This window comes from Ruegeria sp. CDSC052 (genome assembly GCF_059610685.1).
Window position 1 is genome coordinate 38,524 of sequence record NZ_JBXWOB010000006.1, and the last position, 12,723, is coordinate 51,246.

The 12,723-nt window shown below is 54.2% G+C and carries 11 protein-coding genes; 3 read left to right on the plus strand and 8 right to left on the minus strand.

Annotated features, from left to right (window positions below):
* Positions 1–103: 103 nt before the first annotated feature.
* The 4 genes from AC2FIM_RS11575 to AC2FIM_RS11590 all read right to left on the minus strand — a co-directional run bounded on the left by AC2FIM_RS11575 (position 104) and on the right by AC2FIM_RS11590 (position 5,424).
* Positions 104–799 (minus strand): alpha/beta fold hydrolase, encoded by a 696-nt coding sequence (locus AC2FIM_RS11575; protein ID WP_496679540.1) that lies wholly within the window; start codon positions 797–799, stop codon positions 104–106.
* A gap of 253 nt (positions 800–1,052) precedes the next feature.
* Complete coding sequence (locus tag AC2FIM_RS11580) at positions 1,053–2,750, minus strand: adenylate/guanylate cyclase domain-containing protein (protein WP_496708203.1); 1,698 nt, start codon at positions 2,748–2,750, stop codon at positions 1,053–1,055.
* 179 nt (positions 2,751–2,929) lie between these two features.
* The gene (locus AC2FIM_RS11585; protein ID WP_496679545.1) at positions 2,930–3,286 is read right to left on the minus strand and encodes a cupin domain-containing protein; all 357 of its coding nucleotides are present in this window, start codon (positions 3,284–3,286) and stop codon (positions 2,930–2,932) included.
* Between the two features lie 257 nt (positions 3,287–3,543).
* Positions 3,544–5,424 (minus strand): adenylate/guanylate cyclase domain-containing protein, encoded by a 1,881-nt coding sequence (locus AC2FIM_RS11590; protein ID WP_496679550.1) that lies wholly within the window; start codon positions 5,422–5,424, stop codon positions 3,544–3,546.
* A 399-nt stretch (positions 5,425–5,823) separates the two neighbouring features.
* Here AC2FIM_RS11590 and AC2FIM_RS11595 point away from each other — a divergent pair, with 399 nt between their 5' ends.
* A complete protein-coding gene (locus AC2FIM_RS11595) occupies positions 5,824–6,027 on the plus strand; it encodes a hypothetical protein (RefSeq protein ID WP_496679552.1) in 204 nt (67 codons plus the stop codon).
* Positions 6,028–6,331: 304 nt separating this feature from the next.
* Entirely contained in the window at positions 6,332–7,252 is a 921-nt protein-coding gene (locus AC2FIM_RS11600; protein WP_496708201.1) for a sulfurtransferase, read from the plus strand.
* Between the two features lie 382 nt (positions 7,253–7,634).
* On the opposite strand, the gene AC2FIM_RS11605 is transcribed toward AC2FIM_RS11600, so the two are convergent.
* From AC2FIM_RS11605 to AC2FIM_RS11620, 4 genes are all read right to left on the minus strand, one after another.
* Positions 7,635–8,414, minus strand: a complete 780-nt coding sequence (locus tag AC2FIM_RS11605; protein WP_496678526.1) for a methyltransferase domain-containing protein — start codon at positions 8,412–8,414, stop codon at positions 7,635–7,637.
* A gap of 221 nt (positions 8,415–8,635) precedes the next feature.
* On the minus strand, positions 8,636–9,208 hold the full coding sequence (locus tag AC2FIM_RS11610) for a carboxymuconolactone decarboxylase family protein (protein ID WP_496678528.1): 573 nt from the start codon (positions 9,206–9,208) through the stop codon (positions 8,636–8,638).
* A gap of 385 nt (positions 9,209–9,593) precedes the next feature.
* On the minus strand, positions 9,594–10,697 hold the full coding sequence (leuB, locus tag AC2FIM_RS11615; RefSeq protein WP_142638396.1) for a 3-isopropylmalate dehydrogenase: 1,104 nt from the start codon (positions 10,695–10,697) through the stop codon (positions 9,594–9,596).
* A 141-nt stretch (positions 10,698–10,838) separates the two neighbouring features.
* Positions 10,839–11,732, minus strand: a complete 894-nt coding sequence (locus AC2FIM_RS11620; protein WP_142638394.1) for a LysR family transcriptional regulator — start codon at positions 11,730–11,732, stop codon at positions 10,839–10,841.
* Positions 11,733–11,818: 86 nt separating this feature from the next.
* Here AC2FIM_RS11620 and AC2FIM_RS11625 point away from each other — a divergent pair, with 86 nt between their 5' ends.
* Positions 11,819–12,718 carry a sugar nucleotide-binding protein gene (locus AC2FIM_RS11625; protein ID WP_142638392.1) on the plus strand — a complete coding sequence of 300 codons (900 nt, stop codon included), beginning with the start codon at positions 11,819–11,821 and terminating at the stop codon, positions 12,716–12,718.
* The last annotated feature ends 5 nt before the right edge of the window (positions 12,719–12,723 follow it).

A 12,723-nucleotide genomic window follows, 5' to 3' on the forward strand; every position in this document is an offset into this window, starting at 1 on the left:
CCGAAGCGGTGGTTGAAGTAGGACAATCGGGAAGGAAGCAATAACCATTCTTATACGGGCGATTTCGCTGTCTGCCCACTCGTGCAAGAATCGACGGCCACGTTCAAATTGCGGACATTAGAATTCGGACCAAGTCTTCAGGCCTATCGATCATCACGTAGTGCCCGAATGGCACCGAAATTGCTGTCCACCCCGACTGATGCTGGTATCGCTCAAAAAACGGTTGGCCAAGCCCTGGGACCCAGCCGGTGGCATAGATGTAGGTCCGCTTTAACACCTTGGCTCCGCCGCTCACCAGTTGAATCGGTTGCTCAAATGTCTTGATTGGTTGGGCGACATTTCGGCGGTCCACCCACGCACAGTCTGCTCCATTCACCGAAAAAGCCTCCGCTGGGCCCGGCGCGACTTTGCCATCGACAGCACTATCACGAAGCCCTGCCGCGATATCCGTAGGCAAAACGTCCAAGGCCGCCTGCCCATCGTCCGGCACGAGCGCATCGAGGTACACAAGCGAGCGAATGTGGTCGGGCGCTCTATCCGCCACTCCGGTGACAACCATGCCGCCATAGCTATGACCACACAAAACAATGTCAGAGAGTTCTTCGCACCTGATTACCCCCAGGACATCCTCGATATGCATGGCCAGATCGGTTTCGTCACTCACGAGGTGAGCACGTTCACCCAACCCTGTCAGTGTCGGGATGAAAACGTCGTGGCCCTCCTTGCGCAGAAGGGCGGCTACGCGAGCCCAGCACCATCCCCCTTGCCACGCTCCGTGGATCAATACAAATGTCGCCATAACCCGCCCCACTCCATCGATACTGCAAAGACAGTAGATTCAACAGGGCCGCCTCGTCCACAGCATCGATTGGACGTTCAGCACGAGCATCTGCAAAAGTACACTTCTGAAATGAGCCCAGAGTCACCATTATCTGCAATCCGTTCGATTGGCTTGTCGCAGCCCGAAGCGGACATTCAAATCCGTGCTTTGCAGTTACCAAGATGCGCGATCAAGCTGCCGGATTTGTCAGCGCGACTTGGTTCCGGCACCGCTATTCTGGCAACCCTGCCCGGCGAAGTGCCTCAAAGTAGCGTTTAGCGCCTTCAGAGCCGCCATAGTCCACGTTGCTACGCCACTTCGAAATCGTTTCACTAGGCTCCATTTGCAGCATTTGCGCCAAAGCCGCAGACGCTTTCTCAGGTTCCCCAAGCATTGCGTGAGCAGCGGCCCTCGTGCTGTGGAGCGCGGCATAGTTTTTTGAGAAGCGCAGACCTGCTTCTGCAAAGGCGATAGCATCATGGTCTCGACCAAGCATTACGCAAGAGGTGGCGGCACCTCCGGAAGCACCCACGAAAACGGCTCCATATCGGCCCAACCGAAGCGCCGTCTGAAAGCAACTCAATGCCATTTTAGGAAACCCGGCCCAGTTGTATCCCCAACCCATAAACAAATGCAGGCGGGCATCTAATGGCGCTCTTTGCCGGATTTGCTCAAGCGCCACGGAAAGTCGATCCGCATCCCCATCCACATTGTAATCAGCCACGGCAACACTCAAATCAAGCGTCGGGCTCTGCCCTGCCATGTGTCGTCCGGCCTCGATCCAGCGTGGCAGTTTCTCATAGTAGGGTGACAGCTCGCGACGAAGATCATAGGTTCTCGCGCCATTCATTGTCCAAATTGCTTCAGCATAGGCGGCAGCGAGGGTTGGTTTAGCCTCAATGGCCCTGGCGTGATATGCCAACGTCTCTTCGTAACTGTCGATACCGGCATCCGACCAAGCGATCATGCCCATCAGGACGCACTCCTCGGCGGTCAGTTCGTCTTCTGGCAATGCGGAGAGTTTTGCGGTCTCAGACTGGATCAAGATCCCACTAACGGCATCCAACAGCTTTTCTACGACCTCGTCCTGCCAATCGAAGATAGCCTCGACCAAACCGTCGAACTTCTGAGTCCAGATTTCAGAACCTGAAGGGTCATTTAAGCGGGCTTCCAAACGCAATCGGTCACCGTGTCCACGCAGCATGCCGCGAAGCGTATATCCCTCTGGTGGCTCCGTGGAGGATATCGCCGCGTTTAACCAGTTGATCGTTCGAAAATAAGAACCGAAATCTGAAGTGAGAGCTGCGGCCATTTCCTTTAGTTCAGTGCGTTGGTCGCTGCACGTCACAGGATGGATGGAGAGCTTTGGCAAGCTGGTCTCTGTGAAAGAATGCGAGCTTTGCGATGCGCCCTGGTGCGGTCCATCGTGAATCCACACATCCAGGCTGCGCTCGATGTTCTTGAGCTTCTTCTTCCCTACAGCTTTAAACGCGTCTGCCAGAGTGTGTTCAATGTTCAAGTGTACGGGTTCAGAAATAGCGATGCCACCGGTTGGCGCAATTCTCTCAAGGCGCGCGGCAATGTTTACACCATCACCCAAAATGTCGTCACCTTTTTCTGTGATGTCACCCACATGAACACCGATCCGCATGTTCATTAACGAGTGTTCGGCCAACTGCTCTTGTAGCTGCATTGCTGCGGTCACAGCTTGCGCCGCGCTGTCAAATCGCGCCAACCAACCATCACCCATGCTCTTCACGACCCGACCTGATTGGCCCGCTATTGTTGGGGTGACGATGTCACTTTCCAGGTGATCAAGCATTAGAAGTGTAGCGTGCTCATCTTTGTGCATGAGCGCCGAATACCCAACGACATCCGCGGCCAGTATTGCCGCCAACTTTCGTTGCAATTGTTGTCCCTTGCTCGACATGCTTTGACAATAGTAGATGCGGCTCTTCACTCCAACTGGCTGATTACGAAGCCCGCTCAGGGCTCTAGGACACCGTTCGCAACCCATAGCTACTATTCGTGCAGCAACCGGAGAATGTATGTTCCGAGTCTGTTTTTATCATAGGTTGATCGCAGGGATCGCTTCGCAATACGAACTTCCTAGGAGGCGATCATGTAGCACTTCCGCAATTTTTCTGTGATCTCCCAGATCAACCTGCTCCCTTTTTTGATGAAAAACGTATCGCCAGCCGTGAAGGTCTCGGCGACTCCGTCAGGATGCGTCAGTGTTACGGACCCAGAAATCACGGTCATCATTTCATGTACCGGATAAGCATCGATCTCTTCACGACAGGGTGGGCATTCCCAGACGCCCGAGAGAATAGTCTCGTCGTCGTTTGCAAACTTGAACCAGTTTCTTTCGTTCGTATCACTGGTCGTGAAGGAGCCAGGATCGGTGAAATCCGAGGCCACCATGTCGTTTGGGTTGGGTATCAGCCTGAAAGACATCTTTTTCATTGAAACTCCCTTGGTGCGTGGTGATCAATCGAAGACTCGGCTTTTGATTTCCTCAGCCGTGATCATAGCACAAATCGGCTCGCGCCGGCATGGACGGCTTTGGCACAACCCGCTGCTAACTTCCGCTTTCCGCGCTTCGTTGTCATTAGTGAAACTCGCTGCATTCGACAGATGAGGCTCGAATTGCCATTGTCTGGGATCAATTCAATTATTGATCACTGCGCATGACGACAGTATTCAGGTTTCCGAAAACTATGCTATTCAGGCAACCCACCTGCAATCATTGCACCAAAATACCGATTCTGGTCCTCTTTATGCATAAAGGGTGTGTTTCTGTGTGCAGAAACACGGAAGTCCGGCCGGATTTCGAGCAATTTCTTTGCTTCAACCTGTGCATCTTCTAGACGTCCCATTTCTGCGAGTGTTGCGACCAAAATGCGGCGCGGAGGAAGCGACTTTGGATAGGTTGAGATACCGGTTTTTGCCAGCAGAATTGCCTGTTCGTAGTCCCTGATTAGGAAATGAGAAAGTGCAGCATTAAAATTGTACCAGCCGGGATAACGCGGGTTGACCCTCTTTGCCTTGATGTTCCACTCAATCGCTTCGGCTGGCTCACCCATAAGCGAGCGCAAAAAGCCCATGTCATACAAAACCTCCGGGTCATTTGGGTTCTCCCGAGTTGCGCGCTGAAACGCCTCGTATGCGAGTTGGTGATCGTGGTCTGCAAATAAATGTAGCTGTCCCAAGCGATGTTGAACGCGATAGTCAGTTTGATCCAGTTCTAACGCGCGCTCGGTGTGCTGACGAGCGTTGTTCAGCGCAGTCTCTGGATCGTCTGAACCTCCAAAGCGCCAGAGGCTAAGATAGCGACCGCTCAGTTCGATATGGGCAGAAAGGTAGTCTGGATCGAGAACTATAGCTCGCTCCAGCAGGTCAATTGCCTGTTGCCGACTTGCAGTGTTCAACAGCTTGCTCTTCGCGACAGCTTTCAGAAAAAGTTCATATGCTTGTGGGTCATCAGTCGGTCGTTTCTTCAACGACGCGATTTCCTCTTCTTCTACTACTATTTTCAGGGTTGATACGATTTCCCTAACAAGGTCGGCCTGTGCCACAAACAATTCTTCGATCCCAACGTCATATTGTTCCGACCATAGAGCGTGCCCAGACTCCGTCTCTATGAGCGTAGAATTAATTGAAATATTCTCGCCAACGCTCTGAACGCCGCCTGACAAAACATATCGTACACCGAGCTCTCGGCCTACTTCTCGCGGTTTGACCAAACTGTCGGCAAAGCTAATCGAAGTCGAACCAGCGATCACAAATAGCTGCGGAAACTTCGACAGCTGCGTTGTTATTGCTGTTCCAAAGCCTTCTGCCAGATAGCCGATCTCTTCAACCGTTGAGCGGTTCTCAAAAGGCAAAACGACAATGGAAGGAACGTCCGGGATGGCAAGCACCAACTCTTCTTGTTCGGCCAGGGGTGCCACTTCTCTGGATCGCCACCATATGACCGCAACCAGCACCAAACAGATGCATACTGCACCGACAAGCGTTGGCGCCCACTTGAATATCGGTGGTTTCGTATGCGCAATTGGCTCTGAAATAGCCAAAGCTTTGGCCTTGTCATCCAGAATGACTTCGAATGCTCGGACTGGTCTCTCTATGTTCTTGACTTCGGTCTCACCCAGATCCTTGAAATTCAGATCCAGCTTGTCCTGCACCTGGTCCCTTACGCTGCGGTGAATGCAAATGCCTCCGGGCTCGGCCAAACCTTCAAGGCGGGCAGCGACGTTGACGCCATCACCATAAATGTCTCCATCCTCGGCAATCACATCTCCGATGTTTATGCCGATCCGAAACACAATTCTTTCGCTTTCTGGAACGTCCGAATTTCGAGATATCATTTCGTTTTGAACAGAAACGGCAAATTTCATTGCTTGTACGGTGCTTTCGAACTCCAGCAGCGCACCATCACCCATCAACTTGATCGTCTTGCCAACAAAACTCGCTGCAAAGGGGTCAATGAGTTCCAACCGATGCGACTTTAGTGCAGCCAGCGTCGCTGCCTCATCGCGTTCCATCAGTCGCGAGTAGCCCACGACGTCAATACTCAAGATAGTGGTAAGGCGGCGTTCCACTCCCGTTCTCCCCTACACCGAAGACTATCCATCCTGATCTATTGAATCCATAGTTCTGCGTTCGCCCAAGATCTGATCACTCATAATCGGCGTCGCTCAGGCTCAGGAAAATCAATTTTTGTCACAGCGGAGACTAAGGGTGGTAGCTAGAAGACGCCAACATAGTGTGGGAGATGAGGTGGAGCGCCGCGGTGTGGAGTACGCAAGCTGCTCTGCCTCGCGTCCTGCCTGACCTGAAAATCCGATTAAGCCAAATACGCTGGTACATGTCTGAGCCAGCAAAATATCTCGCGGATGGTCTGCGACGTGATCTCGAATGCGCCTATAGGCCTGCGGTGCACGCCCCTCAATGAGATCGCTGATAATGTCGATCTGTGCGGCTTCTCGCGGGCTGACGCCATGCGACAGTTCCTTTGCGGCGGCTATTTCGCGCTTTGCATCTTGTCCGCGCCCGACAGTAACGAGATAGCGCGCAAGGCCAACATGGGGCATTGCGAAACTGTCATCTGCGTGCAATGCGGCGCGGTATGCCCCTTCGACATCGTCAAAGGCGCCGAGGAAACGGTCGATGCCTTCAACATGGGCGTCACGTGCGGTTTGTGATGTTGTCGTTAGCGGGCTTCCGTACCGATCTTCGAGCATCCAAACCTTCCACTGTCTGTTCCAAACCTGTCCGTCAGCGAGCTATATGAGCATGCTTAACTATGAGTGAGTCAAAGGAAATCGACTTAACAAGGTGCCGTAATTTCAGCTTAAATTGCTTCCGATAGGCAATACGTTCATCGAAATCTAATTCCGACCATAGTGGCTCCGCCAGATCCCGATCTTCCAAAATTGGACTCCGAAGCCAATTTTGAGGATTATTCCATACGGCTCGACCGACGTCCGGTTAGAGGAGAACGTAGAGATGGCAACACATACTCGCCCACTCATTGATACGACTTGGTTGGCAGATAACCTGACCGACCCGAAACTGCGCATCATTGATGTTCGCTGGAAGTTTAGGGAGGAAAACGGCAAGGGTGTGGCCTACGACGACAGGAGCGAGTTCCAAGCTGAGCACATTCCTGGCGCCGTGTATGTTGGTATGTCGACGGAGCTTGCGGACAGCACTCAGAACATTCCCGATATGATGCTCGGACCTGAGGATTTCGGGAAAAAGATGCGCGAGTTGGGTGTATCCAATGACAGTCATGTCGTGGTTTACGATGACTCTGGGCTGCCCTTGGCTTCTGCACGTCTTTGGTGGGCGCTTTCGCACTATGGCCATGAAAATGTGCAGGTTTTGGATGGCGGTTTGCAGCAATGGAAACTGGAAGGTCGACCGGTTGAAGCTGGTGATCCATCCGTTGAGCCTGGCGACTTCGCTCCCAAGGTGCAGAGCAATTGGATTGCCAGCAAAACTGACGTTCTGGACGCGATAGGTAAGCCTGAGGTCAGAGTTGTGGACTTTCTGCCAAACGACCTCTTCCGAGGCGACGGTGTTCACACTTGGGGAGGTCGCTCGGGACATATCCCTGGTGCAGTTAACATACCGGCGATATCGAACATCGATCCGGTTTTGGCACACACACCTATTGCTGAGCGGACAGCAAAACTACAGGAACGAGGCTCATTCAGGTTGGCGGATCGCCTCCGCCTCCTTCAGCACTATCAGGACAAGGGAATTCAAACCGACGACGAGGTTATCGCGTATTGCGGTCGCGGTATTGCCGCCTCCTGCGGTCTCCTTGCGCTTCGCCACATGGGGTTCGACAAGTCGCGCCTCTATGATGGTTCCTGGGCTGAGTGGAGCGCCGATCAAAGCCTTCCGATTGAAACGTCCTGAAACCCCTGTGCGGAGAGGAATGGTTTAAACCGGCGCTCTCTTTGTCCGCTGAACTCGTTTAAATGCAAAAGAGCTTGTCCGCGTTTCAAAAAGTATAGCATCAGTTCTTTTTTAATCGATCACTACTTGTAGATTGCAGCGTATCGAGGTGCGAAGAACTTAACGAAGCCTCTAACCTCTGGCCGACGATATCGCTGCGGTCGTTCGAACGCCTGATCAATGGCTGCACGTCTTGACCCTCCTTGGGGCATCAACGGCGACAATTAAGTACGGACAAAAGATTGCAGCACCAATCACGACGACCGCCACACCTGAGGGGGGCTCTTGAACTGCCCCTTTCAGCGAGTCAGTGGAAGAACCGAGGCCAAGTCATTTCGGTCTATCAATCCCTTTTACGCGCCACGACGATAAATTGGGTCATCGAAAAAAAGAAGCGTCCAACCTTTGCAAGGCCGAACTGCTCGTCGAACCACGATTGCGCAACAGCGGGATCAACATGGTCATTTGCGACAGCATATTGCTTCATGAGGTGCATCATCATGATTGCGAGGCCATCAGGTTTTAGCTGGTGATCTGTCATTGTGAACGACAAGACATCTTCCACGTGGTCGCAGCGAGCTTTTATCAGTGCAGGCAGCCTTTCCGGGACGGAACCACTCACGAAGTGCCGGTTCCAGGATGTCAGCATCTTTTGCATTCTGCCGGGCTCGTCGCTGAACCAAATCAAGCTGCCAAAGTGTAGATCGCTGATGACGAGACGTCCGCCAGGCTTGATACAGCGCATTGTGTCAGCCAGCGCACCGTCTACATCGTCGATGTACTCAAAGACCTGGACCGAGACGGCCTTGTCGGCGCTTTCGTCCTCAATGGGCAAGCTATTTGCGGCCCCAGCACGAAACTCCACGTTTGCGTAGTCGCTGCACCGCTCTCTTGCGGCTGCCGTCATGTCAGCACTTGGGTCGATCCCGATGACATTACCATCCGAGCCAACTGCGCGAGCCAACTCCGCTGTTAACAGCCCGTTGCCACATCCGATGTCCAAAATAGTTTCACCGGGAGCAGGGCACAGCGCATCAAATGAAGCCTGTCGTCGCCGTGTCAATTCTGCTCCCTGATAGGCGATTTCAAGTAATCTCGTTGTCTCCGCGTTAAACTTTAGCAACTCTTCCCCCTTACAAAGCCCACAAGTCTCCAAACCTTATCAGAAAATGGGTTATCTACGAAAAGCCGGACGGATCATCGAGGTTTGAACATGGATCTACCAAATTAACTGAAGGTGCCGACTGGTATCGACGAATTGGTTAACCTCGGGAGATAAGGACGCTTCTGCTGCTTTATCGGACCAGCCTTTCGTAGCGGTTCGAACGTTAGAACAACGTCAATTCAACGGATGTCGAGGCCGTTCTCTCGTCCGAAATCGGTGTAGAAGGTGTCACTGCGGTATCGGTTTAATGTGGCCTCATCCGCTTGCCTTGGATCGTTGCCAGGACTTTGGACACCTGTTCCTTCTATGAAGCGGTTCACGAGATTAAAGACACCGCAGACCTGGATAGCATCGAACAACGCTCTCTCCGACCAGCCTGCCGCGTAGACTGCATTTGCGTCGGCTTCCGTCATTCGTGATGGCGAGACAGTAAGCTTTTCAATGTATGCCAGTAACGGTTTGAGATGATCCTCGACGGGTGCCGTATCGCGATCTTCCATCAGTGCTTCGATTGTCTCGACCTCAATGCCGTAGGCTTTGGCGAAAACGATGTGTGCGCCATGGCAATACGCACAAGCATTCAAGCCCGAGACGTAGGCTGCGATTAACTCACGCTCGGCAACCGATAGCTCGCTCTCTCCCCTCATCACAAGGCTTTCGTACGCACAAAGCGGAGAAAGCTTGTCAGGAAAGGCTTGATAGACACTTCCAAGTGTCGCGTTCTCCGGCAGAGATGGAAACAGGCGTTTCATTCTATTTTCTTTCAATCTTGCTTTGGATAATTTCGTCTCAAAGTGAGGAACCAACGTTGTTTACGCAACTTTAACGCAATTCCGGGTTCCGCACAGAGATTCTGTCGGAATACTGCGAACGGTTAGTTTGCCTGACGACACCCCAGAATGTTCGCCGTTTGGTGAAAGGCAATTTCTTTTGAGCCGTTCTCGTAAATTTACAAAGTCTGGTTTCTGCACGTCGCCGTCATTGGGGCACCGCGTTGCATCGATCAAAGTGGGCTCAAAGCAGACTAACGTCGTCCGTGGCAAGAGCCCGTGCAGACTGCGTGCCAGTGATCCACGCCATCGGCTATAGATGGGCGGCGCATCTGGCGCCGCCTCTATTTTCGGTTGTGACCTCTGATCAGAGGCTGTCGTCCAGCGCCGCCAGAATCGCGTCGCCCATTTCCGTGGTGGAAACCGGCGTGACCCCTTCGTCGGCCAGCAGGTCGCCGGTGCGGACACCATCGGCCAGGACTTTTTCGATCGCGGCTTCCAGACGGTCAGCCTCGGCCCCCTGATCGAAGCTGTAGCGCAGTGCCATGGCAAAGCTCAGGATACAGGCGATGGGGTTGGCCTTGCCCTGACCGGCGATATCGGGTGCGGAACCGTGGACCGGCTCGTACATCGCCTTGGGGCGGCCATTGGCCATTGGTGAGCCCAGGGAGGCGGACGGCAGCATGCCCAGTGAACCGGTCAGCATCGCGGCACAGTCCGACAGGATGTCACCAAACAGGTTGTCAGTGACGATCACATCAAACTGCTTGGGCGCACGCACCAGCTGCATCGCGCCATTGTCGGCATACATGTGGCTCAGCTCGACCTCGGGATAGTCCTGAGCGACCCGGTTTACGACTTCGCGCCATAGAATGCCGGATTCCATGACATTGGCCTTTTCCATCGAGCACAGTTTTTTGTTCCGGCGCATCGCCAGCTCAAAAGCCGAGCGTGCGGCGCGTTCGATCTCGGATTCGGTATAGCGCTGGGTGTTGATGCCGACGCGTTCATTGCCTTCCTCGAAGATGCCGCGCGGCTCACCGAAATAGACGCCCGAGGTCAGCTCGCGCACGATCATGATATCCAGACCGGCAACGATGTCTTTCTTCAGAGACGAGAAATCCGCCAGCGCGTCAAAGCATTGTGCCGGGCGTAGGTTCGAATACAGGTCCATCTCTTTGCGCAGCCGCAGCAAGCCGCGCTCGGGCTTGAGGCTGAAATCCAGATCGTCGTATTTGGGTCCACCAACAGCACCCAGCAGAACTGCGTCCGCCTCCTGCGCCTTGGCCATGGTTTCGTCCGACAGCGGTTTGCCATGGGCGTCATAGGCGGCACCGCCGACCAGATCCTCGCTCACGTCGAATTCCAGGCCGCGCTTGGCACCGAACCAGTCGATGATACGGCGCACTTCGGCCATGACTTCGGGGCCAATTCCGTCTCCGGGCAGGATGAGGAGCGAGGGGTTGGACATGAAGGATCTCCTTGCGTTTGACAGCAAAGGCCCTAGCGCCTGCGCCGCATCGGGTCAATGAGACGAACCGGCCTAAACGCAGGTTCTGGACGGGAAATCGAGTTTCCGTGCCCTTGCTACGTCACGGATAGTGTGAATCAGTCAGAGATCGGCCTTTATCCCTTCGGCCAACATATCCCAGACTCGTCGGATTCGTGTCGTTTGCCGCATCGCCTGCGGAGCGGCAAGCCAAACCGGCAGCGCAGGGATTTCGACGTTTATGTCCAAAACCTCTACCTCTGGGTCGGCCTCGGCAACTCTCACGGCGCTAAAACCGATACCGCAGCCCGCGCGGACCAGTTCCCAATAGGCAGTCTGAAAGTCGCAGCGTGTGGCAAAGCTGTCCCGGTTCACCGGCCAGCCCATTTCGCGCATGCCGATAATGATTTGCTCGTTCGCATCAAACCCGACAAGGTCATGGCTCAACAGATCGTCGGGAGAATTGGGGCGGCCGGCACGATCCAGATAGGACCGGCTTGCGCAAAAGCACAGTCTGATTTCCCCCAGATGTTTCGTGATAATGTCCATCTGTTCCGGCCGAAACATCCGCACTGCGATATCGGCCTCGCGGTAGAGCAGGTTCTCGGTGGCATCGGTGGCGACCAGTTCCAGTTGTATCGCGGGTTCTGCTGCCCGTATTTGGGCCAGAATCGGCGGCAGCAGGTGATGAGAGGCAAAGACCGACGCGGTGATGCGCACCGACCCTTCCAATTCCTGAGACTGGCCTGCGGCCGTCAGGCTGAACGCGTTCATGGCTACGTGCATCTGTTGCGCCATCGGGAAAAGCTGCGCCCCAACTTCGCTTAGCTTCAAGCCCCGCGCATGCCTGTCAAACAGCGAGACGCCAAGCTCATCCTCAAGTGCGTGGATCTGGCGACCCAGGGTAGGCTGGCTGCGGTTCAACTGCCGGGCAGCGGCAGACAAAGATCCGGTTTCCGCTACAGCCAGAAAGCTCTGGATCAGAGACCAGTCAGAGTGGGTGATAGATTTGTCCATTCAAAAATGAATACACGTTCTGCGTTTGGCGGCAATTCCTGAATTGAACTGAATGGCTCATATTAGATGGACAAGAGGAGGCTTATATGACGGGAACAGTCCTTATTCTGGGTGCGACGGGTCGGTTTGGACGCAATGCCGCAATAGCTTTTCGCGAGGCGGGCTGGACCGTACACTGCTTTGATCGCAAGACGCAGGACCTGAAGCGATCTGTCGAAGGGGTGGATGTTGTCGTCAATGCCTGGAATCCGGCCTATCCGGACTGGGCGCGACAAGTCCCCGAACTGCATCGTGACGTGATCAATGCGGCAGCGGATCACGGTGCAACTGTGATCCTTCCCGGCAATGTCTATGTTTTTGGCGCGCAAACGCCGGGGCCATGGTCGTGTGCAACACCGCATGCGGCGCATAATCCCCTGGGCAGGATCCGGGTTGAGATGGAAGAAGCCTATCGAAAATGCTCTGTAAGAACGATTCTTCTCAGGGCAGGTGATTTCATTGACACTTGCGCCTCGGGGAACTGGTTCGATCAGGTCATGATCAAGCCTTTGGCACGCGGCAAGATGGTTTATCCCGGTCGCCCGGATATCCCACACGCCTGGGCCTATCTGCCCGACCTCACCCGAGCGGCCGTTGCGTTGGCTGATATCCGCCAGGACCTTCCCCGGTTCTGCGAGGTTCCTTATGCCGGGTTTACCCTGACCGGCCGGGATATTGCGCAATCCTTGTCGCGGGTGACCGGTGCCGAAATAGCCGTCAGCCCCATGAAATGGTGGCCGATTCAGGCACTGCGGCCTTTCTGGAAGTTGGCGCCACATCTGGTTGAGATGCGCTATCTATGGGATCTGCCGCATAGTTTGGACGGCGCATTCTTTGACGACCTTATTCCTGGATTTCAGACGACCGACTTGGACGCGGCGATGGCTTCTGCGATCCCGAAAACAGCCAAGCAGAAAGCGACTTTGGTCAGAACTGCCCGGGCCTGACCAGC